The organism is Lentzea waywayandensis, from assembly GCF_900115955.1.
GTDB lineage: Bacteria > Actinomycetota > Actinomycetes > Mycobacteriales > Pseudonocardiaceae > Lentzea > Lentzea waywayandensis.
On the sequence record NZ_FOYL01000003.1, the window covers coordinates 866046 to 892452 of the forward strand.

Here is a 26407-nt window from a genome sequence, read left to right on the forward strand (position 1 = left end):
TTCCACGTCCACGATCCGGGAATTCCATCCCGCAGAGTTGACGCACTCTTGCGCGAGGCGATAACGTCCGCCTCATGCAGCGCACGCTCGTTCTCGTACTTCTCAGGCGCGTCGACGCCTGAGCCGAACAGCCTGCGTCGACGCGCGACCCTCGCACGACCCAACTTCGGGTTGTCGAGGGTTTTTTCGTGTCCGGACCCCGATACCCACGAGGCAAACCAATGACCAGCGCACCATCGCGACAGGCTTCCGAGCCCTCGTCGCCACGTCCAGGTCCGCGGCCCAAACCGGCTCCGCCCACTGGCGCGCCGATTCGAGTGACCGGGGCTCAGTCCCTCGTCCGCTCGCTTGAGGCGGTCGGGTGTGAAGTGGTGTTCGGCATTCCCGGCGGGACGATCCTTCCCGCGTACGACCCGCTGCTGGACTCCACGAAGGTCCGGCACATCCTCGTCCGCCACGAGCAGGGCGCAGGGCACGCGGCGACCGGATACGCGCAGGCCACCGGCAAGGTCGGGGTCTGCATGGCGACCTCGGGGCCGGGGGCGACCAACCTCGTCACCCCGATCGCGGACGCGAACATGGACTCCGTGCCCATCGTCGCGATCACCGGCCAGCAGTCGCGGCCGCTCATCGGCACGGACGCCTTCCAGGAGGCGGACATCTGCGGCATCACGATGCCGATCACCAAGCACAACGTCCTCGTGACCGACCCGGCGGACATCCCGCGGGCGATCGCGGAGGCGTTCCACATCGCGTCGACCGGCCGACCCGGCCCGGTCCTCGTCGACATCCCGAAGGACGTGCTGCAGGAGCAGACCAGCTTCTCGTGGCCGCCCGAGATGCGCCTGCCCGGTTACCGGCCGACGACCCGGCCGCACGGCAAGCAGGTCCGCGAGGCGGCGAAGCTGATCGTCAACGCCCGCAAGCCCGTCCTGTACGTCGGTGGCGGCGTGATCAAGGCCGACGCCCACGCCGAGCTGCTGCGCCTCGCCGAGGAGAGCGGCATCCCGGTCGTCACGACGCTGATGGCGCGCGGCGCGTTCCCCGACTCGCACGAGCAGCACATGGGCATGCCCGGCATGCACGGCACCGTCGCGGCCGTCGCGGCGATGCAGAAGTCGGACCTGCTGATCGCGCTGGGCGCCCGTTTCGACGACCGCGTCACCGGTCAGCTGAACTCGTTCGCGCCGGACGCGCAGATCATCCACGCGGACATCGACCCGGCCGAGATCTCCAAGAACCGCCGCGCCGACGTGCCGATCGTCGGTGACTGCAAGGAGATCATCACCGAGCTGATCGACGCGCTCCGCACCGAGCGCGAGACGGCGACGAAGGTCGACCTCGCACCGTGGTGGGAGACGCTGAACTCGATCCGCGAGACGTTCCCGCTGGGCTACGACTGGCCGGACGACGGCACGCTGTCGCCGCAGTACGCCATCGAACGCATCGGCCAGCTCTCTCCGGCGGACACGATCTACACCGCGGGCGTCGGCCAGCACCAGATGTGGGCCGCGCAGTTCGTGAAGTACGAGCACCCGCGCACGTGGATCAACTCCGGCGGCCTCGGCACGATGGGCTTCGCCGTTCCCGCCGCGATGGGCATCAAGGCCGGTCAGCCGGACCGCACGGTCTGGGCCATCGACGGCGACGGCTGCTTCCAGATGACCAACCAGGAGCTCGCCACCTGCGCCATCGAGGGCCTGCCGGTGAAGATCGCCGTGATCAACAACGGCAACCTCGGCATGGTCCGCCAGTGGCAGACGCTGTTCTACGGCGAGCGGTACTCCAACACGGATCTGGGGACGCACAAGCACCGCATCCCAGACTTCAAGCTTCTGGCGGAAGCACTCGGCTGTGTCGGCCTGCGGGCCGAGACGCGCGAGGAGGTGGACGAGGTGATCGGAAAGGCGTTGGAGATCAACGACCGCCCGGTCGTGGTCGACTTCGTCGTCGGCAAGGACGCCCAGGTGTGGCCCATGGTCGCGGCGGGCACCGGCAACTCCGAGATCATGGCCGCCCGCGGCATCCGCCCCCTGTTCGATGAGGACCTGTGATGACCAGGCACACGCTGAGCGTTTTGGTCGAGGACAAGCCCGGTGTGCTCGCGCGCGTCGCCGGCCTGTTCTCCCGCCGCGGCTTCAACATCGAGTCGCTCGCGGTCGGCCGCACCGAGTACCCCGACATCTCGCGCATGACCATCGTGGTGTCGGTCGACGAACTGCCGCTGGAGCAGGTGACCAAGCAGCTCAACAAGCTCATCAACGTCATCAAGATCGTGGAGCTGGAGCCGAGCGCTTCCGTTCAGCGACAGCTGGTGTTGATCAAGGTGCGCGCGGACGCGACAGTGCGGTCGCAGGTCCTCGAAACCGTTCAGCTCTTCCGAGCGAAGGTCGTCGACGTGTCACCGGAGGCCGTCACCATCGAGGCCACCGGCACGTCTGAAAAACTCGACGCGCTGCTGCGCATGCTGGAGCCCTACGGGCTTCGCGAGATCGTCCAGTCCGGCATGGTCGCCATCGGCCGTGGCGCTCGTTCCATCACCGCCACCGCGGTTCGTTAAGCATTACTGAGAGATAGGGAATTACTGTGAGCGTCGAGATCTTCTACGACGACGATGCCGACCTGAGCATCATCCAGGGCCGCAAGGTGGCCGTGATCGGTTACGGCAGCCAGGGCCACGCCCACGCGCTGTCCCTGCGCGACTCGGGCGTCGAGGTCCGCATCGGCCTGCAGGAGGGCTCCAAGTCCCGCGCCAAGGCGGAAGAAGAGGGCCTCGAGGTCGGCACCCCGGCCGAGGTCTCCGCGTGGGCCGACGTGATCATGATCCTGGCGCCGGACACCGCGCAGCGCCACATCTACGCCAACGAGATCGCCGCGAACCTCAACGAGGGCGACGCGATCTTCTTCGGCCACGGCTTCAACATCCGCTACGGCCTCATCACGGTTCCGTCCGGTGTGGACGTCGCCATGGTCGCGCCGAAGGGCCCCGGCCACCTGGTCCGCCGCCAGTTCGTCGACGGCAAGGGCGTCCCCGCGCTCATCGCCGTCGAGCAGGACGCCTCCGGCAACGCGCAGGCCCTCGCCCTGTCCTACGCCAAGGGCATCGGCGGCACGCGCGCCGGCGTCATCAAGACGACGTTCAAGGAAGAGACCGAGACCGACCTCTTCGGCGAGCAGGCCGTCCTCTGCGGTGGCGCCTCCGCGCTCGTCCAGGCGGGCTTCGAGGTCCTCACCGAGGCGGGCTACGCCCCCGAGGTCGCCTACTTCGAGTGCCTGCACGAGCTCAAGCTGATCGTCGACCTCATGTACGAGGGCGGCATCGCCCGCATGCGCTACTCGATCTCCGACACCGCCGAGTTCGGTGACCTGACCCGCGGCCCGCGCGTCATCACCCCCGCGGTCAAGGAGGAGATGAAGAAGATCCTGGGCGAGATCCAGGACGGCACCTTCGCGAACGAGTGGGTGGCCGAGGACGACAACGGCCGCGCCAACTACCGCAAGCTGCAGCAGGAGGGTGAGAACCACCCGATCGAGGCAACCGGCAAGAAGCTGCGCGACATGATGTCGTGGGTCGACCGCCCGATCACCGAGACCGCCTGACCTTTCCCAAGGTCTTTTTTCAAGGGAGGCCCGTGGAGCGTGTGTGACGCTCTGCGGGCCTTTCCGCTAACTTTTCCCGCATGACGGATAGTGCGCCGATCTACGACGACAAGGCCCACGTGCGCGGCAAACTCGACCTCCGCAACGCACAGTGGAAGCGCCCGCCAGAGCCGGAGCCGGAAGACGGCCACGTCGAGATCGCCTTCATCGAGCACACCGACGGCGCCACGTACGTCGCCATGCGCAACTCCAAGCAGCTCGAGCCCGTCCTGACCTTCACGATGGCGGAGTGGGACGCGTTCGTGCTGGGCGCGAAGGACGGGGAGTTCGACGAGCCCTGGTAGGGCACGCTGGAACGCGACCAACCCGCGTAACCCGCGCCGCGCGGTGCCACCCGGCGCCCGCCAACGCAAGGTGACCACCTACGAAGGTCTGGCGCGCGGTGGCAACCGGCGCACGCCAGCGCAAGGTGACCACCTACGCAGGTCCGGCGCGCGGTGCCACCCGGCGCCTGCCAACGCAAGGTGACCACCTACGCAGGTCCGGCGCGCGGTGCCACCCGGCGCCCGCCCTCGCAAGGTGACCACGTACGAGGCCTGGCGTGGCGATGCGAAGCGAGCCGTGTGAACCTCTGCCGCCCAGGATGCGGTGCACCCCGCACATGGCGATTGGGGCTTTACCTTGAGTGGGCGGGATGCTCCCCTCATGGGCACGGCCGGGCGCTTTTCAGCCCGGCCTTTTCCGGCCGTCAAGCATCCCGCCAGAGGCTCAAGGTCAAGCCCCAATCGCAACCCCGCACTTCGTCACGACCCGCGGGACCACCCTCGCAAGGCGACCACCCGCACGGAACGCGACCAACCCCGCTGGAACGCAACGACTCGCCCGCAACCCGCACCCGCACGGTCCGTTGGTCTCCACCCGCCCTACGTCAACGCCCCACCCGTTCCCAGGGCGTGGGCGCCACTCTGTCGGGTGAGCACCACGTCGAACCCTGCTTCGTCCCATACTGCAAGACGCGGGCGGTGACCTGAGCCACCCGGCGGAATGCGCGCGCAAGGCCGGTGTCTATGCTCGTTAACAGTCCGGACACATTGCGGTGCTCCGGTCGGCGCGGGCCAGCCGCCCCCGACCACGCCCGCGCCCCACGATCCGACCCTTCCTGGGAGCGATGTCCGTGAGCAACACGAGCCGACCTGTTGTCCTCATCGCCGAGAAGCTCGCGCCGTCCGTTCTGGACGCTCTCGGCGACGGCGTGGAAGTGCGCCACGTCGACGGCACCGACCGCGCGGCCCTTCTCAGTGCCGTCGCCGACGCGGACGCCCTGCTCGTCCGGTCCGCCACCCAGGTGAACGCCGAGGTCTTCGCGGCCACGCGCAAGCTGAAGGTCGTGGCCCGCGCGGGTGTCGGCCTGGACAACGTCGAGGTCCCGGCCGCCACGCAGAACGGCGTGATGGTCGTCAACGCCCCGACGTCCAACATCGTGTCGGCCGCCGAGCACGCCGTGGCCCTCCTGCTCAGCGTCGCGCGCCAGATCCCGGCCGCGCACGAGACGCTGCAGAACCACGAGTGGAAGCGCTCCAAGTTCAACGGCGTCGAGCTCAACGGCAAGACGGTCGGCGTGGTCGGCCTGGGCAAGATCGGCCAGCTGTTCGCGCAGCGCATCGCCGCGTTCGGCGTCGAGCTCATCGCCTACGACCCGTACGTGTCGGCCGCGCGCGCCGCCCAGCTCGGCATCGAGCTCGTCAGCCTCGAGGAGCTCCTCGAGAGGGCCGACGCGATCAGCATCCACCTGCCGAAGACGCCGGAGACCAAGGGGCTCATCGGTTCGGAGCAGCTGGCGAAGGCCAAGCGCGGCGTCATCATCGTCAACGCGGCCCGCGGTGGCCTCATCGACGAGGAAGCTCTCGCCGAGGCCGTGAAGGAAGGCCAGGTCGGCGGCGCCGGCATCGACGTCTTCTCCACCGAGCCCACGACCGAGAGCCCGCTGTTCAACGTGCCGGGCATCGTCGTCACCCCGCACCTCGGCGCGTCCACGGCCGAGGCGCAGGACCGCGCGGGCACCGACGTCGCGAAGAGCACCATCCTCGCGCTCGCCGGCGAGTTCGTGCCGGACGCCGTCAACGTCCAGGGCGGTGCGGTCGGCGAAGAGGTCCGCCCGTACCTGCCGCTGGTGCAGAAGCTCGGCACCGTCCTCAGTGCACTGTCGCCCAAGGCCCCGACCAGCGTCACAGTCGAGGTCCGCGGCGAACTGTCCAATGAGGACGTCGCGATCCTGCCGCTCGCCGCGCTGCGCGGGGTGTTCTCCAAGGTCGTCGAGTCGCAGGTGACGTTCGTGAACGCGCCGAGCCTCGCCGCGGACCTGGGCGTCAGCGTCGAGCTGGTCAAGGAGACCGAGAGCCCGAACCACCGCAGCCTCGTCACGGTGAAGGCCGTGCACGCGGACGGCAGCACGTTCAGCGTCTCCGGCACGGTCAGCGGCATCGCGCAGGTCGAGAAGCTGGTGAACATCAACGGCCGCAACTTCGACCTGAGGGCCGAAGGCACTGTGCTGCTTCTGGAGTACCCGGATCGTCCGGGTGTCATGGGCACGGTCGGCACGCTGCTCGGCGAGGCCGGCGTGAACATCGAGGCCGCGCAGATCAGCCAGACCGGCAGCGACGCGGTGATGGTGCTGCGCGTCGACCGCCCGGTCGACACCCAGGTGCTCGACCCGATCGGTGCCGCCGTGGGTGCGCGCACCGTTCGCTCTGTCGACTTCGGATAGTCACGACAAACGGGAAGGGGACGGGCAAAGTCCCCTTCCCGTGGCTATCGCTGTTCACAACGAAGTCGTAACAGGCAACTATCTGTAGACCACATTCATACTTTCGGGGCAGTCGCAGACACACGATCAGCGATTAGCGTCCCCACGAGGTTGACCCGGTGCCGTAGAGGGCACGGCACTGTCTTTTCGGGTCGAAGGCACACACCTCGGTTGGGGCAACGTTGTGAAGAGACGATCGAGTCTGGTGGTGTTCTCTGCCATCACCACACTGCTGATCGCACCTGCCACGGCACAGGCGCAGAGCGAACCGCTCGCGCAGCCGGTCAAAGGTGCGCACGGGTTGGACGCGAAAGCGTTGCACCTCAAGGTTTCTCCCAGGCTGAACGCCGCGGGCACGGTCACCGCGTTCGTCGCGCTGGACCGCAAGCCCGCCGTCGACGCGTTCGACGAGAAGAAGAGCCAGGGCAAGGAAGTCGCGAAGCAGGCCGCGAAGCAGGCCAAGAACGACACGTCGGCCGCGGTCGACCAGGTCGTCGGTGAGCTCAAGGCGAAGGACAACGCCACCAAGGAGCTTTACCGCACTTCCAACGGTGTCCCCGGCGTCGTCGTGAAGGCCGACGCGCAGAAGGTCCGCGAACTGGCCCAGCGCCAGGACGTTCTCGCGGTCTACCCGGTCGTGCCGAAGAAGCGCCAGAACTCGAACGCCGTCCAGCTCACCAGGACGCTCAACGTCTGGCAGCAGTACGGCAAGCTCGGCGACGACGTCCGCGTCGGCATCATCGACACCGGTGTGGACTACACGCACGCGAACTTCGGCGGTCCCGGCACGGTCGAGGCGTTCCGCGCCGTCGACCCGCGCGCGAAGGACCCGAACTTCCCGACCGCGAAGGTCGTCGGCGGTTACGACTTCGTCGGCGAGGACTACGACGGGGAGAGCACCGACCCGGCGATCAACACGCCGAAGCCGGACCCGAACCCCATCGACTGCAACGGCCACGGCTCGCACGTCGCGGGCACCACGGCCGGTTTCGGCGAGAACGCCGACGGCAGCACGTTCAAGGGCGACTACACCAAGCTCGACGCCGACAAGCTGAACGCGATGAAGATCGGCCCCGGCACCGCGCCGAAGGCCCAGATCTTCGCGCTGAAGGTCTTCGGATGCGAGGGCTCGACCAACGTCACCTCGCAGGCCCTGGACTGGTCGCTCGACCCCGACGGTGACGGCGACTTCTCCGACCACCTCGACGTGGTCAACCTGTCGCTCGGCTCCGACTACGGCGCACCGGACGACCCCGACAGCCTGTTCGTCAAGAAGCTGTACAAGGTCGGCGTCATGCCGGTCTTCTCCGCGGGCAACGGCGGCGACCTCTACGACATCGGCGGCTCGCCGGGCAACACGCCCGAGGCGCTGACCGTCGCCTCCACGCGCGACTCGTTCGTGCTCCGTGACGGCGCGCAGGTGGAGGGTCAGGGCCTCAAGCCCGGCCAGTACAGCCAGAACTTCACCGGCTACCTCGGCTACCGCAAGACCCTGCCGGTCGTGAAGCTGACGCAGGCGGGCAACCTCGACGGCTGCCAGCCGATCACCGACGCGGTCGCGGGCAAGTTCGTGTGGCTGGAGTGGGACGACAACGACGCGACGCGCCGTTGTGGTTCGGGTGGCCGCACGAACAACGCGCAGGCCGCAGGTGCACAGGGTGTGCTGCTCTCGTCCACTTTGAACAACTTCGCCGCGGGTATCGCGGGCAACGCGGGTATTCCGGTGTTCCAGTTCACCGGCGACGCGACCAACTCGGTCCGTCCGGCGCTGAACGCGGGCACGCTGACCGTCACCCTCGCGGGCGACCTGCGCACCTCGACGCCGACGTACGACCAGTCCATTTCGGACACCCCGAGCGCGTTCACCAGCCGTGGCACCCGCGGCCAGTCCATCAAGCCGGACGTCGCGGCCCCCGGTGACACGATCTCGTCTACCGCCGTCGGTTCCGGCAACGACCGCCTGGTGATCTCGGGTACGTCGATGGCGTCCCCGCACGTCGCCGGCATCGCCGCCCTGGTCCGCCAGGCGCACCCGGACTGGACGCTGGAAGAGGTCAAGGCCTCGATCATGAACACCGCCGGTGCGGACGTGAAGGAGGACGGCAAGACCTTCGCGCCCAACCGGGTCGGTACCGGCCGCGTGGACGGCAAGTCCGCGATCGACAACCAGGTCCTCGCGTACGTCGAGGAGGACAACGGCTACGTCAGCGCGAACTTCGGCGTCGTCGAGGTCTCGAAGCCGGTCGAGAAGTCCAAGACCATCAAGCTGGTCAACAAGTCCACGAAGTCCGTGGAGTACAAGGTCGGCTACACCGCGGCCACGACGATCCCCGGCGTGAGCTACGTGCTCTCGCAGGACAAGGTGAAGCTGAGCCCGCGCGGTGTCGCGAGGGTCAAGGTCACCCTGAAGATCACCGACCCGAAGGCCCTGCGCAAGACGGTCGACTCGACGGTCGAGCCGAACCAGCTCGACGTGCCGCGTCAGTTCCTCGCGGACGCCTCCGGTCGCGTGACGTTCACGCCGACCGCGGGTGCCACGGTGCCGCTGCGCCTGTCGGTCTACTCGGCGCCGAAGCCGGTCGCGGACATCAACACCGCGGACAGCCTCAGGTTCCGGGGCAACGACAAGCAGGCCGTGCTGAACCTGTCCGGCAAGGGCATCGACCAGGGCACGGGCTCGCAGGCCTACCGCTCGCTGGTCAGCGTCCTCGAGCTGCAGGCCCAGTCGCCGAAGCTGCGCGACTGCAGGCGCAACGTCACCGAGAACTGCGCGCTCAACGAGACCGCCAAGGGCGGCGACCTCCGCTACGTCGGCGCGGCCTCCACGGCCCCGCTGGCCAAGGCGCAGGGCAAGCCCGAGGAGGCGCTGCTCGCGTTCGGTGTCGCGACCTGGGGCAATTGGTACAACCTGGGCATGAACACCATCCCGTTCGTCGACATCGACACCAACGGTGACGGCACGGCGGACTTCGAGGTGTTCGCGACCCGCCTGACCGACACCGACCTGCTGGTCGCGTCCACGGTGGATCTGAAGACGGGCGAGACCGTCGACATCCAGGGCGTGAACGGCCTGTTCGGCGACGTCGACGCGAACGTCCAGGACACCAACGTCGTCGTCCTGCCGGTGCTGCTGAGCGCACTGGGCATCGACGCGACGAAGGACACGGCGCGCCTCTCGTACGTCGTGGGCGTCGGTGGCTACTACGCCGCGCCGGGCAACGCGAACAAGCTCGTCGACGTCATCGACCGCAACCTGTCCTACGACCCGCTCAAGCCGGGCCTGTGGGCGCAGGGCGGCGGCGACGCGGCGCTCTCGTACCTCGCCAAGCCGGGTACGGCGCTCGTGGTGAACAAGGACGAGGCGGCGCTGAAGGCCGACAAGTCCGAGGGCCTGCTGGTCCTCAACCACCACAACGCCAACGGTGACCGCGCGTCGGTCGTCACGGTGAAGTCGAGTGGCCGGGGCGGCGCCTACTAGGCGGCTCCAGGTCGGATGTTTGACGAGAGGCCCGGTTCTTCGTTTGGAACCGGGCCTCTCGGCATGTCACGGCCAGGAACTGCCTGCCGTCACCCCTTGACGCGACCCCGTTCCTGCGGTCGAGTGACACTCGAAAGTGGGATATGGGCCGTGTGGGTGTCCCGCAGTACGGGAGATAACACCCCGATGGGGTGTCCGGCATGCGGCGGGCGGCCTGGATGCCGGTAGCCTTTCGCGAAGGAAAGTAGTCCCACCAATTGGGGACTGACACCTGGGAGGTGTGTGGATGCGGCTCGCAGTGATCCCAGGAGACGGGATCGGGCCCGAGGTCATCGCTGAGGCCCTGAAGGTCCTCGGAGAGGTCGTTCCGGCGGCCGAGATCACTCGCTACGACCTCGGCGCGGCGCGCTGGCACGCCACGGGAGAGTTGTTGCCCGAGTCGGTGCTGGGGGAGCTTCGCCAGCACGACGCGATCCTGCTCGGCGCTGTCGGCGACCCGTCGGTGCCGAGCGGAATTCTGGAGCGGGGCCTGCTTCTGCGGCTGCGCTTCGAACTCGACCACCACGTGAACCTCCGCCCGGCTCGTCTCTACCCCGGTGTCCGCAGCCCGCTCGCGGACCCGCCGGAGATCGACATGGTGGTGGTCCGCGAGGGCACCGAGGGCCCGTACGCGGGCAACGGCGGCCTGCTCCGCAAGGACACGCCGCACGAGATCGCCACCGAGGTCTCGCTGAACACCTCGTTCGGCGTCGAGCGCGTGGTCCGGGACGCCTTCGCGCGTGCCGCGAACCGTCAGCGCCGGCACCTGACCTTGGTGCACAAGACGAACGTCCTCACGCACGCCGGCTCGTTGTGGTCGCGCGTCGTCGAGGAGGTCTCGCTTCAGCACCCGGACGTCACCGTGGCCTACCAGCACGTGGACGCGGCGACCATTCACATGGTCACCGACCCGGGCCGTTACGACGTGATCGTCACCGACAACCTGTTCGGTGACATCCTGACCGACCTCGCCGCCGCCGTCACGGGTGGCATCGGCCTGGCCGCGTCGGGAAACATGGACGTGACCCGTCGCAACCCGTCGATGTTCGAGCCGGTGCACGGTTCGGCGCCGGACATCGCGGGCCAGGGCATCGCGGACCCGACGGCCGCCGTGCTGTCGGTCGCGCTGCTGCTCGACCACCTCGGCGAGCACGAGTCGGCACGCCGGATCGAGGCCTCCGTGGCCTTTGATCTCGCTACCAGGGACCACCAGTCGCCTGGGGCCACCTACGCCATCGGCGACCGTCTCGCGGCACTCGTGTCGTCGAACGTCCGCACTGGCTGAGGTTCATCCGCAAGACGTTTTGAAGCCCGGCCGGATTTCTCCGGCCGGGCTTCGGCGTTTCTCCGCGTCGATCAGAGCTGGCCGTTGGCCTCACGCCACGCGCGCTCCTTCTGGATCCACTCGTTGTCCTGCGGGAACTCGTCGATCGTCGGCACCCGGCGGATCTCGGTCTTGAAGCCGGCGCCGGTCATCGGCATGCGCTTGGCCCACTCGATCGCCTCTTCCTTCGAGGAGACGTTGAGCAGGTAGAAGCCGTTGAACAGCTCCTTGGTCTCGCCGTACGGGCCGTCCGTGACGACCGGCGGTTCGGAGGAGTAGTCGACGACAACGCCCTCGGCCGGCTCGGAGAGCCCCTCGGCGGCCAGCAGCACACCGGCGCGGATCAGTTCCTCGTTGAACGCGCCCACCGTCTCCAGCATCTTGTCGAAGTCGAACTCGCCCATGTTCGCGAAGGCCTCGTCGGTAGCGCGCATGATCAGCATGTACTTCACGGTGTGTCTCCCTGCTCGGTGTCTTCCTCGGTGACGTCCACAGGTCGAACGGGCGGCAGGCCGGATCGACATCACACCCGGAGAATTTTCGAACTTTCTGTTTCCGCAGGTAGGGTCGGCTCAGTCGTGCGTGGGGGAAGACCGGTCGAAGTCCGGCGCTGACCCGCAACGGTAGGTCTCCTAGCCAGGGGACGAGCCCGAACACCCGCTCACGGTGCCCGAGATATTCCGACTCCGCCGTGGACTGCGGGAAGGACCCAGTGCTCTCCAAGATCAGCGCGCTCGTCGGCGTGCTCGCCGTCAGTCTCGTCGCGGGCGTCGCGCTCGGCCCCGTCTCCGTTCCGTTCGACCTCACGCTCGAACTGCTGTGGGCGGCGCTGACCGGCGGCACGATCCCCGCCGACCTCGCCGGGCAGTACCACATCGTCTGGGACATCCGGCTTCCTCGCGTCCTGCTGGCCGCGGTCGTGGGGGCCGGGCTGAGCACGGTCGGCGTCGCGATCCAGGCGATGGTGCGCAACGCGTTGGCCGATCCCTACGTGCTCGGCATCTCGTCGGGCGCGAGTGTGGGCGCGACGGCGGTGGCGACGCTCGGGATCCTGTCCGGCCTCGGCGTCTATGCGTTGTCGGTTGGGGCGTTCCTGACCGGTCTCGGCGCTACGGCCCTGGTCTACATAACCGCGCGCACGAGCCGAGGGCTCACACCGTTGCGGCTCGTGCTGACCGGGACGGCGCTCGCGTACGGGTTCTCCGCCGTGGCGATGCTGCTGGTGTTCCAGGCGCCGCGAGGTGAGGCGGCGCGGGCCGCGATGTTCTGGTTGCTCGGCAGCCTCGGCGGGGCGAACTGGCAGTCGCTGCCCGTCGCCGCCGTGGTGACCGCGGCCGGCATCGTCTACCTCGCGACGAAGGCGCGGCAGCTCAACGCGCTGGCGATGGGCGACGAGACGGCGACCACGCTCGGCGTCGCGGTCAACCGGTTCCGCACGCACCTGTTCATCGTCACCGCGGCCATGACCGGCGTGCTGGTGGCCGTCAGCGGTGCCGTCGGGTTCGTCGGGCTGATGCTGCCGCACCTGACGCGCATGGTCGTCGGCGCCGATCACCGCAAGGTCCTGGCGCTCGCCCCGCTTGCCGGAGCGTCGTTCCTGATCTGGGTCGACGTGGCCGCGCGGATGCTCGCGGCGCCGGAGGAACTGCCGCTCGGCGTCATCACGGCCGCACTCGGCGTGCCGTGCTTCATCTTCCTGATGCGCCGCAAGTCCTACGTCTTCGGAGGCCGTTGATGCGCGTGGAGCTCACCGGCGTCACCGTCCGGAACATCATCTCCGACATCACTTTGCACGCCTCTGGCGAGGTCGTCGGCATCGTCGGCCCCAACGGCAGCGGCAAGTCGACGACCCTGCGCTGCGTGTACCGGGCGTTGAAGCCGGACGCGGGCACCGTCCTGCTCGACGGTGAGAACGTCCACAAGCGACACGACGTCGCCCGCCACCTCGCCGCCCTGACCCAGGAGTCGCAGGTCGAGTTCGACTTCACGGTCGCCGAGGTCGTGGAGATGGGCAGGCTGCCACACGACCGCGATCCCTCGCGTGACTCCCGGGTTGTGTCCGAGGCACTGGCCACAGTGGATGTTTCGCATCTCGCCTCACGCAGCTTCCTCAGCCTTTCCGGCGGTGAGCGCCAGCGCGTGCTCATCGCCCGCGCGATCGCCCAGGAGCCGCGCGTGCTCGTGCTGGACGAGCCGACCAACCACCTCGACATCCGCCATCAGCTCGACGTTCTCGCGCTCGCGCGGGGCCTCGGCGTCACGGTTCTGACGGTTCTGCACGACCTGAACCTCGCCGCTTCTTTCTGCGACCGGCTGTACGTGCTGGACGAAGGCCGGATCGTCGCGTCCGGCACGCCCGCGGAAGTTCTCGTGCCCGAGTTGATCGCCAAGGTTTTCCACGTCACCGCGCACGTCGTGCGGCATCCGACCACGGGAGTTCCCCAGCTCCTGTTCGACCAGGAGGTCACCCCTTGAGAACCGTCGTCCTTGCCGCTGTGCTGTTGGTCTCCGGCTGCGGCGCCACGGTCGCCCAGGACACCTCCGCGTCCGACCCGGTGACGGTGGAGAACTGTGGCCGGCAGGTCACGTTCGACAAGATTCCGTCCAAAGTGGTCACCAACGACACCGGAATCACCGAGCTGATGTTCGCGCTGGGGCTGAAGGATCGGATGGCGGGTTACGTGGTGTCCGGTGTCGACACCGTCGACGTGCGCACCTCGCCCTGGAAGGCCGACTTCGGCAGTGTGAAGCACCTGTCGGACAAGATCTCCAAGGAGGTCGTGCAGGGGGTAAACGCCGATCTTGTGTTCGCCGGGTGGAACTACGGGTTCAGCGAGAGCACCGGGTTCACACCGGACTCGTTGAAGGCTCTGGGGATCGGGACCTATCAGCTGACCGAGGCCTGCCGGAACGGGGTGGGGAAGCAGCGCGGGATCATGCCCGCGTTGGACGCGCTGTACACGGACCTGCGCAACCTCGGGAAGATCTTCCGGGTCGAGGCCAAGGCTGAGGAGCTGGTCAAGGGGTACCAGGAGCAGATCTCCGCTGCCGGTCGGTTGATGGAGGGCAAGCCTCGGCCGAAGGTGTTCCTGTACGACAGCGGGCAGGACCAGCCGTTCACGTCCGGGAAGAACGCTGCGCCTCAGGACGTCATCTCGAAGGCCGGTGGCGACAACATCTTCGGGGATTTGAACGACAGTTGGACGACGGTCAACTGGGAGACCGTTGTGCAGCGGAACCCGGATGTCGTGTTGATCGTGGACTATGCGGATGGGGAGGCGAACACGCCTGAGCAGAAGCAGGCGTTCCTGGAGGGCTTCGCTCCGCTCGCCAACTCGCCGGCGGTTCGGGGGAAGAGGTTCTTCTCGCTGCCGTATGCGGCGTTGGTGGAGTCGCCGCGCAATGCCGCGTCGATCGAGGCCTTTGCCAAGTTCCTGTCGCAGGGGTGATTCGCGGGTCGGGTTCCGTGCGGGTGGTCGCCTTGCGAGGGTGGTCCCGCGGGTCGTGACGAAGTGCGGGGTTGCGATTGGGGCTTGACCTTGAGCCTCTGGCGGGATGCTTGACGGCCGGAAAAGGCCGGGCTGAAAAGCGCCCGGCCGTGCCCGTGAGGGGAGCATCCCGCCCACTCAAGGTAAAGCCCCAATCGCCGTGAGCGGGGTGCACCGCCACCCAGGCGGCAGAGGTTCACACGGCTCGCTTCGCATCGCCACGCCAGGCTGCGTGCGTGGCCGCTTTGCGTTGGCGGGCGCCGGGTGGCACCGCGCGGGGCCGGTTGCGATGGCTCGTCGCGTTCCAGCGGAGGGGTCGCCTTGCGTGCGTTTGTCGCCTTGCGAGGGGGTGCCGTCTTCCAGCCACAGGCGTGAACCCGTGACCAGATAGTGGGAGATTTCCTCCCGTCGCTTGGTACGCCGTGCCGGGCTGTGGCAGCATCCCGGACATGGTTCAGTACGTCGCCATCATTATTGACGAGCGCGTCGGGTAGTTGCCGCCCCTGGCACCCGACGCGCAGACCTCTCGCATCCCGCGGGGGGTCTTTTTGTTTGCCCGGATGAGGAGATGACCCCGATGGCCGGCCCGACCGACGAGTTTCACGTCTACGACACGACGCTGCGCGATGGCGCACAACGTGAGGGCATTTCGTACTCCGTCACGGACAAGCTCGCGGTCGCGCGGCTGCTGGACGGGCTCGGCGTCGGGTTCATCGAGGGCGGCTGGCCCGGCGCGCTGCCCAAGGACACGGAGTTCTTCGCTCGTGCGGCGGCCGGTGATCTGGAGTTGAAGCACGCCAAGCTGGTCGCGTTCGGGGCTACACGCAAGGCTGGGGTCAAGGTCGAGGAGGACCCGCAGGTCAAGGCGTTGCTCGACTCCCAGGCGCCGGTGGTCACGCTGGTGGCCAAGTCGGACCTCAGGCACATCGAACGCGCGCTGCGCACGGATGCCGACGAGAACCTGAAGATGGTGCGCGACACCGTCCGGTTCCTGAAGGACCACGGAAGGCGCGTCTTTCTCGACGCCGAGCACTTCTTCGACGGGTACGCCTTCTCGCCGGACACGAGTCTGCGCGTGCTGGAGTCCGCTGTGGAGGGTGGCGCGGACGTCGTGGTGCTGTGCGACACCAACGGTGGGCAGTTGCCGTTGGGGCTTGCGGAGACCGTTGCGGAGGTCGTGGAGAAGACCGGTTTCCGCGTTGGAATTCACTGCCAGGACGACACGTCCTGCGCGGTGGCGAACACACTTGCGGCCGTTCAGGCGGGCGCGACGCACGTTCAGTGCACCGCCAATGGATATGGCGAGCGAGCAGGCAATGCGGACCTGTTCGCCGTCGTGGGAAACCTCGTGACCAAGCTCGGCATGGAGGTGCTCCCGATCGGAGCGCTGGCCGAGCTCACCCGTGTCTCCCATGCGTTGGCCGAGATCGCGAACATCGCACCCGACACCCACCAGGCTTATGTCGGGTCGTCAGCATTCGCTCACAAGGCGGGTCTGCACGCGAGCGCGATCAAGGTGGATCCGGAGCTGTACAACCACATCGATCCGGAGACCGTCGGCAACGACATGCGGGTGCTGGTCACCGAGATGGCCGGTCGGGCGAGCATCGAACTCAAGGGACGTGAGTTCGGGCTCGACCTGGCCGGCCGGGGGACCGAAGTCGGCAGCGCGTTGAAGCGCGTGAAGGAGCTGGAGGCGAAGGGGTGGTCCTTCGAGGCCGCCGACGCCTCGATGGAGCTCCTGCTGCGCACCGAGCTGTCCGAACTGGACACTCCTCCGTTCACGCTGGAGTCCTACCGGGTCGTGCTCGATCACCGGTCGGACGGCGAGATCGTGTCCGAGGCCACGGTCAAGGTGCACGTGGCGGGGGAGCGGGTCATCGCGACAGCTGAGGGAATCGGGCCCGTGCACGCTCTGGACGCCGCGCTGCGCAAGGCGTTGCTGCCGCATCTGTCCTGGTTGGACACTGTGGAGCTGGCCGACTACAAGGTGCGCATCCTGACCGAGCATCCCGGTACCGACGCGGTGACGCGCGTCCTGGTCGAATCGACGGACGGCGAGCGCGAGTGGACCACCGTGGGTGTGCACGGGAACATCGTGGAGGCGAGCTGGCTCGCGTTGTGTGACGCGCTGGTGCACAAGTCCATGACTGTGCTTTGAGCTGTGTGTTGAACGAGTAGGCAGTACAGGCAGGGTGTTGCCCAAGCGACCGCCGGGGCGGCTTCAAGGCGGCCCGTCGCGGCCCAACCGGCGGCCGGGCGCCCCGTAAACTCTGGCTGTGCGCATCGCCCGAATTGCTCATCCTGCAGGCGTGGCCTTCGTCGCCGTTCAAGGCGACGAGGCCGCGGAAATCGCCGAACACCCCTTCGGCACGCCCACGTTCACCGGCCGGAAGTGGCCGTTGGCTGATGTGAGGCTGCTCGCTCCCATCCTGCCGACCAAGATCATTGGTGTGGGCCGGAACTACGCGGACCACGCCAAGGAACTCGGCAACGAGGTTCCCGCGGAGCCGTTGCTGTTCTTCAAGCCCAACACGTCGGTGGTCGGCCCGAACGTGGAGATCAAGCTCCCGGCCGTGTCCGAGCGCGTCGACTTCGAGGGCGAGCTCGCGGTCATCATCGGCCAGCCTTGCCGCGACGTGCCGAAGGCCAGGGCCGCCAGCGTGATCATGGGTTACACGATCGCCAACGACGTCACGGCGCGCGACCTGCAGAAGAAGGACGTGCAGTTCACGCGTGCCAAGGGTTTTGACACGTTCTGCCCGTTGGGTCCGTTCATCGAGACCGAGTTCGACCCCTCCGACGTCCGCGTCGTCACGGAAGTTGACGGGGAAGTCAAACAAGACGGCCGTACTTCGTTGATGGTGCACGACATTCCGTCGCTCGTGGAGTACGTGTCCGGCATCATGACGCTGCTGCCGGGCGACCTGATCCTGACCGGCACGCCGGCCGGTGTCGGGCCGATGAGGGCCGGACAGACGGTCTCCGTGACTGTGGACGGCCTTGGCACGCTCACCAATCCGGTCGCAAATAGGTAGCCGTACGGAGCAATCCGGCGTCCGGCAGGTTACGCATCCGGGTACCCGCGAGTAACTTCCCGGTGTCATGACGGACCTGGCGTCCACCCGCGTGTTGCTGGTCGACGGATCGCAGCTCATCACCGAAGGGCTGCGGCTTTCGCTGCATCGCACGCATTGCTTCCGCGTTGTGGGCATCGCCCACACCGTGGCCGAGGCTGCGCGCAGCCTGCGCGGCACTCTGGTGGACCTGGTCGTCACGGACTTCGACGTGCCGGGCGCCGGACCGCTGCGCACCGTGCGGGACACGGCGCAGTACCGGCCGAGCGCCCGCGTCGTCGTGCTGTCCAATGCGGACAGTCCGAGCTGGGCCCGCGCGGCGCTCGACGCCGGCGCGGTGGCCTACCTGCTGAAAACCTCGCCCGTGGCCGAGCTGTTACCGCTGATCGCGGCCGCGGTGCGGGGTGCTCCCGCCACGATCGACGCGCGGGTGGGATCGCTCGCGCGCCTGCCGTCGCGGATGCCGCCCCCCGCCTCGCTCGGCAGGCTGTCGGCACGTGAGTTCGACGTGCTGGCCGAGATGGCGAAGGGGATGGACAACGCGCGCATCGCCCAGCGGCTCTTCATCAGCAACGACACCGTGAAGACCCACGTGAAGGCGATCCTGCGCAAGCTGGGCGCCCGTGACCGCGCCCACGCCGTGGCGTTGGTGCTCGGCGAGAGCTCCGAGGCCTTCGTCACGACCTAGCGATGGTCTGCGGTGCCCTGCGCGCGAAGTCCGGCGCGTGCTCGGGGCGCGGCCCGATCGCGATCAGGTACGCCGGTACCGCCTGCAGGAACGGCAGCTTCTGCGCGACCCTGAGCATGAACGGCGTGCCCGTGCTCGAGACCGTCGCCGTGCTGTTGAGCTTGCGGCCCAGGAACAGCCGGTGGACGACCCGCTGCATGGTCTGGATCACCAGCGTCGGGAACAGCCGGCGTCCGCGCACCTTCGCGAGCGTCGCGCTCGTGACCCTGCCCTCTCGCAACGGCTTCGCGAGCAGCGTGGCCGCGGCCACCGCGTCCTGCACGGCGAGGTTGATTCCCACGCCGCCGACCGGCGACATCGCGTGCGCCGCGTCACCGATGCACAGCAGCCCGTCGACGTGCCAGTGCCGCAACCGGTCCAGCTTCACGTCGAGCAGCTTCGGGTCGTCGATGCTCTCGATGTGTTCGACCCGGTCCGCGAGCCACGGGATGAGCGTGACGACGCGGTCGCGGAACTTCTCGACACCCTCGGCGCGCACGGCCTGGTCCGTTCCTTTTCGGATCAGGAAAGCGCACTGGAAGTACTCGCCGCGTGGAATGAGCACGAGCCCGCTGCCGGCGCTGAACCTGCCGCCGCCGCCCTTGACGGGGTCGCTTTCGTTGCGCGGCAGGCGGAACCACCACACGTCCATCGGCGCGCCGAAGCTGTAGACCGGGAGCTCCACGGCCGCGCGCAGGATCGAGCTCCGCCCGTCCGCCGCGACGACGAGGTCCGCGGCGATCTCGCCCTCGTGCCCGCCGACGCGATCCCGGTACTTGACGCCAGTGACCCTGTTGCCGCTCTTGGTGATCGTGGTGACCTCGGTGTTCATCCGAAGCGTGAACGTCGGTTCGAGCTTGCCCGCGTCCGCCAGCAGGTCGAGGAAGTCCCACTGCGGCACCATCGCGATGCGCTTGTTCGGGCCCGGAAGCCGGGACAGGTCGGCGATCGTGGCCTTGGCGCCGCCGTCGAGCAGGGCCTCGATCTTGTCGACGTCCTGGTGCGGCACCTGCTCGAACGCCGGGCCGAGCCCCAGCTCGTCCAGCAGCGTGAGCGTTGACGCGTGCACCGTGTCGCCGCGGAAGTCGCGCAGGAAGTCACCGTGCTTCTCCAGCACCGTGACCTCGACGCCACCGCGTGCCAGGAGCAGTCCCAGCACCATTCCGGCAGGTCCGCCGCCGACGACGAGACAGGTCGTCCTCTCCATGTCGATCCCCTCTTTTCAACCGGTGTTGAATAAACCCAGCATGCTCTTGATCGCCAGGTGCGTCAAGCGGGGTTCGCGGTGGCGTGGCTCTCGTTTGGGACAGTCCAATGTAGACGGTCTGGGACTCCAGGCCCCGAAAAGGTTGCGGCTGGTGCGAAATGCCGTCGTGCGAGCTAGGGTGTCGCGCTCGCGGAACCGCCCGTTCGGGCAGGGATCGTTGCGCCGTCGAATAACACTCGACCGGGTGATTGCATTCGGCGCTCGGAGGAGTCCCGCTGGTTCGTTCGGGGCCTCAAGGTCTGCTGGATCGTGCAAGGATCTATAGGAATCACCTCGTTAGCCGAATCGGACGAGGGCCCCTCGCACCTAACCTTCCGGGGTGACAACTGCGTCCCCGACTTTCACGCGTAAGAGAACCGGCGAGATCCGCGCTGTCTGCCTGGACGTCGACGACACACTTGTCGACTACAGCAGTTCATCGCGAGCCGCGTTGGCCTCGATGGTCGGTAACGCCGACGCCTGGTCGTTGTGGCAGCGAATCACCGACGACCACGTCTCCCGCCAGCTCGCCGGTGAGCTCCAGTACGAGTCGATGCGCAACATCCGCACCCAGGCCTTCTTCGCCGCACTCGGCGAGGAGCTGACGCTGCAGGAAGCCACCCGCCGCGAGCTCGGCCGCCAGGAGGTCCTCACCTCCGGCTGGTGCCTGTTCCCGGACGTCATCCCGATGCTCGACTGGCTGCGGGCGACCGGCCTCCCGATCGCCGCGATCAGCAACGCGTCGGGCCGCCACCAGCGCGTGAAGATCGCCCAGCTCGGCCTCTCCGAGTACTTCGACGCGGTCCTCATCGCCGGCGAGGTCGGCTGCGCCAAGCCGGACCGCGTGATCTTCCACACCGCGTGCCTCGCCCTGGGCGTCTCGCCCGGCGACACCGTCCACGTGGGAGACCGCCTGCACGCCGACGCCATCGGTGCGCGCGACGCCGGAATGCACGGTGTCTGGATCAACCGCACCGGCCCGACCGGCGGCACACTCCCCGCGGGCCTGTCGTCCATCACGACGCTCGCGGAACTGCCGGAGCTCCTCGTCTGCGAGCTCTCCACCGCCAGCGCCTGAGAAGTGCTCCGAGACCGGCCCTCACCTGCGCGTATGCGTTCAGGTGGGGGCCGATTTCACTTCTGGTGGGGGCGTGGTCTAGTATTTCTCACGGCAGCAACGAGGACCTCGGAACTCCTGCGGGACAACGAAGTCGATCGTGAAAGCCAATGGGGTATGGTGTAATTGGCAGCACGACTGATTCTGGTTCAGTTAGTCTAGGTTCGAGTCCTGGTACCCCAGCTGCTGCGGAAGAACTGCCCTCGGGTAAGCTTCTGGAGCTGCTGAAAAGCAAGAACTGCAGTAACGGTAGTGAACAGCAAGAAAAGAACTGAATAGCCGGATTTGAACCGGACAGAATGATCTGATACGGTTCACTCCAGCAAGAAGTTCTAGGGCCCCGTCGTCTAGCGGCCTAGGACGCCGCCCTCTCAAGGCGGTAGCGAGGGTTCGAATCCCTTCGGGGCTACAGAGGTGTCAGAGGCCTGTCTGCGGAGTGCGCAGACAGGCCTCTTTCGCATGTGTCCTCTGGGGGCCGAGCCCCCAGACCCCCAGCCGGCGGGCTCCGCCCCCGGACCCCCGGCGTGAGTGTTGCCCGGACCGTTCGGTTAGCGCTTCGCTTCGCTTGCGAATGGGTGGGCCTCGCTTCGCTCGTCCTGTTGATATGGGTGACGGCGATCACCCCATTCGTTGGGCGCGCATTCTTTCGCTGGCCCTGCGGGGGCTCTTATCTCGTCGGAGCCAAGCAATACGGTCCTCTGTGGCATAGCCCTCTATCCATCAGGCTGCCGCCTGTCCGCCGCATTCGCTAGCGCCTCGCTCCGCTTGCCTGGTGCCTCAGTCGCTTCCCTCCGGCTTGGGTTCCCGCTGCGGACCCCTTCGCTCCTCGCCCCGCCGGGCTTGCCGCCTTCGGCGTGCCCTTGTTTTGGGTGGCGTTGGGCCGTATGGCCCTGGGGCCTGTTGAGACGTGGTTGCCGCGTGTCGTTTGGGATGGGCGGCGTGTCGGGCCGGGAAAAGGGTCGGCCGCCCTCCACGGGGGAGGGCGGCCGGGGGAGTGCGTTGGTGCTTTAGAGGCGGCTTTGTAGTGCTTCGGCTGCGGCCAGTAGGTCTGCTGCCCAGCGGGCGCCTGGGCGGCGGCCCATTCGGTCAATTGGGCCGCTTACCGAGACTGCGGCCACTACGGCGCCTGAGGAGTCTCGTACTGGGGCTGAGACTGACGCCACGCCTGGTTCTCGTTCTGCGACGCTTTGTGCCCAGCCTCGGCGGCGGACTTCCAGGAGGGTGCGTTCGCCGTAGACGGCGTCCGCCAGGACGGCGCGTTGGGTGCCTGGGTCCGACCATGCGGCCAGGACCTTGGCGCCTGAGCCCGCGGTCATCGGGAGCCTGGCGCCGATGGGGACTGTGTCTCGCAGGCCCGAAGGCGGCTCTGCCGAGGAGACGCAGACTCGTTGCATGCCGTCGCGGCGGTAGAGCTGCACGCTTTCGCCGGTGATGTCGCGCAGGCGTGGCAGGACCGAGGAAGCGGCGTCCAGCAACGGGTCTGTCGCGCCGCCCGCCAGTTCGGCCAGAGCCGCGCCCGGGCGCCAGCGGCCGTCGGAGCCTCGGCGCAGCAGCCGGTGCACCTCGAGGCCCACGGCCAGGCGGTGCGCGGTCGCTCGCGGGAGGCCGGTGCGGTTGCACAACTCAGCCAGGCCACAAGGATCTTTTGCTACGGCGTTCAACACGGCCACTGCCTTGTCCAGCACGCCGATCCCGCTATGCTGTCCCACAAGCCGATACTAACTTCCCAGACAGTGAGAAGTCCAGATCTGTCGGCGCGTCCATAATGTGGGAGATGTCGCGATGAGCCGCACGCTCGCGGAGAAGGTGTGGGAGGCACACGTTGTGCGCCACGGAAGTGGCGCGGAGCCGGACCTGCTTTACATCGACCTCCACCTGCTGCACGAAGTCACCAGCCCCCAGGCGTTCGACGGGCTGCGCCTTGCGAACCGCAAGCTGCGCAGGGCCGATCTCACGATCGCCACCGAGGATCACAACGTTCCGACCGTCGACATCGACAAGCCGATCGCGGATCTGGTGTCGCGCACGCAGGTTGAGACGCTCCGCCGCAACTGCGCGGAGTTCGGGGTGCGGCTGCACCCGATGGGGGACTTCGAGCAGGGCATCGTCCACGTGGTCGGCCCGCAGCTCGGCCTCACGCAGCCGGGTATGACGGTGGTGTGCGGCGACAGTCACACGAGCACCCACGGTGCGTTCGGTGCGCTGGCGTTCGGCATCGGCACGTCCGAGGTGGAGCACGTGATGGCGACGCAGACGTTGCCGTTGCGTCCGTTCAAGACGATGGCCATCAACGTCAACGGCCCGCTCGGCGAGGGCGTCACGGCGAAGGACATCATCCTCGCCGTCATCGCGAAGATCGGGACCGGTGGCGGACAGGGCTATGTGCTCGAGTACCGCGGCGACGCCATCGAGGCGCTGTCGATGGAAGCGCGCATGACGGTCTGCAACATGTCGATCGAGGCGGGCGCGCGCGCCGGCATGATCGCACCGGACGACACAACTTTCGACTACATCAAGGGACGCCCGCACGCACCGTCCGGCACGGACTGGGACGCGGCCGTCGAATACTGGAAGACGCTGCGCACCGACGACGACGCGACGTTCGACGCCGAGGTGCACATCGACGCCGTCGAGCTCACTCCGTTCGTCACGTGGGGCACGAACCCCGGCCAGGGCCTGCCCCTGGGCGCGAACGTCCCCGACCCCGAGAAGATCGTGGACGAGAACGAGCGCGTGGCCGCCGAGAAGGCGCTGACGTACATGGGCCTCGAGGCCGGCACGCCGCTGCGCGACATCCGCGTGGACACGGTGTTCCTCGGCTCCTGCACCAACGGGCGCATCGAGGACCTGCGCGCCGCGGCGGACGTCATCAAGGGGAAGCACGTCGCTTCAGGAGTACGGATGCTGGTCGTCCCCGGTTCGATGCGGGTGCGCAAGCAGGCCGAGGACGAGGGCCTGGACAAGGTGTTCCTCGACGCCGGTGCCGAGTGGCGGCAGGCCGGCTGCTCGATGTGCCTTGGCATGAACCCGGATCAGCTCGCACCCGGCGAGCGCAGCGCGTCGACCTCCAACCGCAACTTCGAGGGCAGGCAGGGCAAGGGCGGCAGGACGCATCTCGTCTCCCCGCTCGTCGCCGCCGCCACGGCCGTGCGCGGCACCCTCTCCGCCCCCGCAGACCTGGAGGTCTGAGCATGGATGCCTTCACCACCCACACGGGCGTCGGTGTGCCGCTGCGCAGGTCCAACGTGGACACCGACCAGATCATCCCGGCCGTCTACCTCAAGCGCGTGACCCGCACCGGGTTCGAGGACGGGCTCTTCGCCGCCTGGCGCGGCGACGAGCACTTCATCCTCAACCAGGAGCCGTTCAAGGCGGGCAGCGTCCTCGTTGCGGGCCCTGACTTCGGCACCGGGTCCTCTCGGGAACACGCCGTCTGGGCGTTGATGGACTACGGCTTCCGCGTCGTCATCTCGTCCCGGTTCGCGGACATCTTCCGGGGCAACTCCGGCAAGCAGGGGCTCGTGGCGGCGCAGTGCAGCCAGTCCGATGTCGAGCTGCTGTGGAAGTTGCTGGAGTCCGAACCCGGCACGGCGGTCACGGTGGACCTCACCGACAAGACCGTTCGCGCCAAGGACTTGGTTGCCCCGTTCGAGATCGACGACTACACCCGCTGGCGCCTTCTGGAAGGCCTCGACGACATCGCTTTGACGTTGCGCCACGAGCCTGAGATCAGCGCATTCGAGGGCAATCGCCAGACTTGGTTGCCCACAACGGATCCGCTTCCGGCGGTCTGAGAGGGGGCCGGATTCTCCCCGTCAGAGGGGCGAATCCGGCGCCTCCTGTCCCTCGAAGGGGCACAATTAGCCACGCCACAACGAAAAATCTGGCGTGGCGATTGGTATTTCTCGCGTTTTGGGCCTACCGTTGCGTTCTAGTCGGCCCGTCTCTTAGGGCCGTGAGCGTCCTGGGAGGGACTGACGGTGAATAAGGCCCAGCTCATCGAGGCGCTCGCCGAGCGCCTTGGAGACAAGAAGACCGCCGGCGCTGCTGTTGATGGCCTCGTGGACGTGATCGTCCGCAGCGTCAACAAGGGCGAGAAGGTCAACATCACGGGCTTCGGCGTCTTCGAGAAGCGCGCCCGTGCGGCTCGCACCGCGCGCAACCCGCGTACGGGCGAGACCGTGAAGGTCAAGAAGACCAACGTGCCCGCGTTCCGCCCCGGCTCGACGTTCAAGGACGTCATCAGCGGTGCGAAGAAGCTGCCGAAGGCCGTTGCCGCCAAGGCTGCCGCGAAGCCCGCCGCCGCCGCTGCCGCGAAGCCCGCGGCTACCAAGGCTCCGGCGACCAAGGCCGCGACGACCCGCGCGACGACCACGACGCGTACCCGCACGGCCGCGGCCGCCACCAAGGCGCCCGCGACCCGTCGCACCACCACGGCTGCTGCGGCGAAGCCCGCTGCTGCCAAGGCGCCCGCGAAGGCGACCGCCACGAAGACCGCCGCCAAGCCGGCCGCTGCTGCGAAGGCCCCCGCGGCCCGCAAGCCCGCTGCCGCCAAGACGACGGCTGCGGCCAAGCCTGCTGCGAAGACCGCGGCTGCGAAGCCGGCTGCTCGCAAGACGGCTGCCAAGAAGAAGTGAGACGGGCCTCCTGAGGGAGGCTGCGTCACTTCAGGAACCACGCGGAAGGCCCCGGTGTGCGCACACCGGGGCCTTCCGCGTGTCCGGGGAAAGGTCCTTGGCCTGCGGGAAAGGCGGGGGCGGGGCCGCGGAGGTGCCTGGCACGCCTGGGATGCGACGAAGGCGGCGGGCGAGTTCGTCCGGGCCTTGGGGAAGCCGCTGCGGGCTCGGTGATGCTGCCTGGCGCGCCTGGGGCGCGACGCAGGCAGTGGGCGAGTTCGCTGGGTCCTGGGGAAGCCGCTGCGGGCTAGGTGAAGCTGCCTGGCACGCCTGGGGCGCGACGAAGGTGGCGGGCGAGTTCGCCCGGGCCTTGGGGAAGCCGCCGCGGGCTCGGTGATGCTGCCTGGCGCGCCTGGAACATGGCGGAGGCGGTGGGGGAGTCGCTTGGGACGTCCGGGAAGCCGCGGCAGGCGTTGAGGAGCTGCCTGGCACGCCTGGAAGATGGCTGAGGCGGCGGCGAGACCAGCGCGTCGGCCGGTGGGAAAGGCGGAAGGTGGGCCAGCGCGCCGCGCCGGGGTCGGCGTGCCTGGAGAGCCGTCCCGCATTCGCCACAAGGCAGAAGAGAAGCCGGGGAAGGACTGTGCCGAGGCTCAGGAAACGTTCCGCCGACCCAGGGGCGGCCCGCCCGCGGCACGACTCCGAGGGCCACTCGGAATTCCGGAACCCGGCCGAGAGGATTGCCCGGCGCGGTTCCTCCGAACCCCCGGTCCGCCAATAGAAATAACGCCGGCACGCCTGCGTTCGCCCCCGGTGCAAGCGAAACCGCCGCCTTCCGGCCCGACTTGGTTGCCACAGGCGAACTTTCGTCAGAGCGGGAAGACGGCGGCTGAAA

20 protein-coding genes, 2 tRNA genes and 1 riboswitch are annotated in these 26407 nt (G+C 67.9%); of the genes, 19 read left to right on the forward strand and 3 right to left on the reverse strand.

Annotated features, from left to right (window positions below; genetic code table 11):
• Nucleotides 1-221 precede the first annotated feature (221 nt).
• The 7 genes from BM417_RS14800 (at nt 222) to BM417_RS14830 (ending at nt 11205) form a co-directional block, all read left to right on the forward strand.
• Nucleotides 222-2054 carry an acetolactate synthase large subunit gene (locus BM417_RS14800; protein WP_093593121.1) on the forward strand — a complete coding sequence of 611 codons (1833 nt, stop codon included), beginning with the start codon at nt 222-224 and terminating at the stop codon, nt 2052-2054.
• A complete protein-coding gene (gene ilvN / locus BM417_RS14805; protein WP_030479767.1) occupies nt 2054-2560 on the forward strand; it encodes an acetolactate synthase small subunit in 507 nt (168 codons plus the stop codon). The genes BM417_RS14800 and ilvN overlap by 1 nt, the downstream gene beginning before the upstream one ends.
• 26 nt (nt 2561-2586) lie before the next feature.
• The gene (ilvC, locus tag BM417_RS14810; RefSeq protein ID WP_093593124.1) at nt 2587-3600 is read left to right on the forward strand and encodes a ketol-acid reductoisomerase; all 1014 of its coding nucleotides are present in this window, start codon (nt 2587-2589) and stop codon (nt 3598-3600) included.
• Nucleotides 3601-3680: 80 nt separating this feature from the next.
• Nucleotides 3681-3944, forward strand: a complete 264-nt coding sequence (locus tag BM417_RS14815; protein WP_089925599.1) for a DUF397 domain-containing protein — start codon at nt 3681-3683, stop codon at nt 3942-3944.
• Between the two features lie 824 nt (nt 3945-4768).
• Complete coding sequence (serA, locus tag BM417_RS14820) at nt 4769-6364, forward strand: phosphoglycerate dehydrogenase (protein WP_407656144.1); 1596 nt, start codon at nt 4769-4771, stop codon at nt 6362-6364.
• Nucleotides 6365-6605: 241 nt separating this feature from the next.
• Nucleotides 6606-9881, forward strand: coding sequence for a S8 family peptidase (locus BM417_RS14825; protein ID WP_407656150.1), 3276 nt, complete (start codon nt 6606-6608; stop codon nt 9879-9881).
• Between the two features lie 286 nt (nt 9882-10167).
• Complete coding sequence (locus BM417_RS14830; protein ID WP_093593785.1) at nt 10168-11205, forward strand: 3-isopropylmalate dehydrogenase; 1038 nt, start codon at nt 10168-10170, stop codon at nt 11203-11205.
• Between the two features lie 71 nt (nt 11206-11276).
• Here BM417_RS14830 and BM417_RS14835 read toward each other — a convergent pair whose 3' ends face one another.
• On the reverse strand, nt 11277-11696 hold the full coding sequence (locus tag BM417_RS14835; protein WP_093593130.1) for a YciI family protein: 420 nt from the start codon (nt 11694-11696) through the stop codon (nt 11277-11279).
• A gap of 90 nt (nt 11697-11786) precedes the next feature.
• A riboswitch (cobalamin riboswitch) is annotated at nt 11787-11923 on the forward strand.
• 33 nt (nt 11924-11956) lie between these two features.
• Between BM417_RS14835 and BM417_RS14840 the strand changes: the two genes are divergently transcribed.
• The 6 genes from BM417_RS14840 to BM417_RS14865 all read left to right on the forward strand — a co-directional run bounded on the left by BM417_RS14840 (nt 11957) and on the right by BM417_RS14865 (nt 18497).
• Entirely contained in the window at nt 11957-12979 is a 1023-nt protein-coding gene (locus BM417_RS14840; protein ID WP_245821922.1) for a FecCD family ABC transporter permease, read from the forward strand.
• Nucleotides 12979-13719, forward strand: a complete 741-nt coding sequence (locus tag BM417_RS14845) for an ABC transporter ATP-binding protein (protein ID WP_093593133.1) — start codon at nt 12979-12981, stop codon at nt 13717-13719. Before BM417_RS14840 ends, BM417_RS14845 begins: the two co-directional genes overlap by 1 nt.
• Complete coding sequence (locus BM417_RS14850; RefSeq protein WP_093593136.1) at nt 13716-14693, forward strand: ABC transporter substrate-binding protein; 978 nt, start codon at nt 13716-13718, stop codon at nt 14691-14693. The genes BM417_RS14845 and BM417_RS14850 overlap by 4 nt, the downstream gene beginning before the upstream one ends.
• Before the next feature lie 616 nt (nt 14694-15309).
• Entirely contained in the window at nt 15310-16893 is a 1584-nt protein-coding gene (gene cimA / locus BM417_RS14855; RefSeq protein ID WP_245821923.1) for a citramalate synthase, read from the forward strand.
• Between the two features lie 118 nt (nt 16894-17011).
• Nucleotides 17012-17770, forward strand: a complete 759-nt coding sequence (locus BM417_RS14860; RefSeq protein WP_093593142.1) for a fumarylacetoacetate hydrolase family protein — start codon at nt 17012-17014, stop codon at nt 17768-17770.
• Nucleotides 17771-17837: 67 nt separating this feature from the next.
• Complete coding sequence (locus tag BM417_RS14865; RefSeq protein WP_093593145.1) at nt 17838-18497, forward strand: response regulator transcription factor; 660 nt, start codon at nt 17838-17840, stop codon at nt 18495-18497.
• Here BM417_RS14865 and BM417_RS14870 read toward each other — a convergent pair.
• The gene (locus BM417_RS14870) at nt 18487-19743 is read right to left on the reverse strand and encodes an FAD-dependent oxidoreductase (RefSeq protein WP_093593148.1); all 1257 of its coding nucleotides are present in this window, start codon (nt 19741-19743) and stop codon (nt 18487-18489) included. The two genes, BM417_RS14865 and BM417_RS14870, sit on opposite strands and share 11 nt — an antisense overlap.
• A gap of 379 nt (nt 19744-20122) precedes the next feature.
• On the opposite strand from BM417_RS14870, the gene BM417_RS14875 reads away from it, so the two are divergent.
• From BM417_RS14875 to BM417_RS14885, 3 genes are all read left to right on the forward strand, one after another.
• Complete coding sequence (locus BM417_RS14875) at nt 20123-20860, forward strand: HAD family hydrolase (RefSeq protein ID WP_093593151.1); 738 nt, start codon at nt 20123-20125, stop codon at nt 20858-20860.
• 150 nt (nt 20861-21010) lie between these two features.
• Nucleotides 21011-21082 (forward strand) — tRNA-Gln (locus tag BM417_RS14880).
• A 153-nt stretch (nt 21083-21235) separates the two neighbouring features.
• Nucleotides 21236-21308, forward strand: a tRNA-Glu gene (locus BM417_RS14885).
• A 598-nt stretch (nt 21309-21906) separates the two neighbouring features.
• On the opposite strand, the gene BM417_RS14890 is transcribed toward BM417_RS14885, so the two are convergent.
• Nucleotides 21907-22608, reverse strand: coding sequence for an IclR family transcriptional regulator (locus BM417_RS14890; RefSeq protein WP_053736944.1), 702 nt, complete (start codon nt 22606-22608; stop codon nt 21907-21909).
• A 73-nt stretch (nt 22609-22681) separates the two neighbouring features.
• Here BM417_RS14890 and leuC point away from each other — a divergent pair, with 73 nt between their 5' ends.
• The 3 genes from leuC (at nt 22682) to BM417_RS14905 (ending at nt 25536) form a co-directional block, all read left to right on the forward strand.
• Nucleotides 22682-24088, forward strand: coding sequence for a 3-isopropylmalate dehydratase large subunit (leuC, locus tag BM417_RS14895; RefSeq protein WP_093593154.1), 1407 nt, complete (start codon nt 22682-22684; stop codon nt 24086-24088).
• Between the two features lie 2 nt (nt 24089-24090).
• Nucleotides 24091-24693, forward strand: coding sequence for a 3-isopropylmalate dehydratase small subunit (gene leuD / locus BM417_RS14900; protein WP_093593157.1), 603 nt, complete (start codon nt 24091-24093; stop codon nt 24691-24693).
• A gap of 186 nt (nt 24694-24879) precedes the next feature.
• Nucleotides 24880-25536 carry an HU family DNA-binding protein gene (locus tag BM417_RS14905; RefSeq protein WP_093593159.1) on the forward strand — a complete coding sequence of 219 codons (657 nt, stop codon included), beginning with the start codon at nt 24880-24882 and terminating at the stop codon, nt 25534-25536.
• Nucleotides 25537-26407 lie beyond the last annotated feature (871 nt).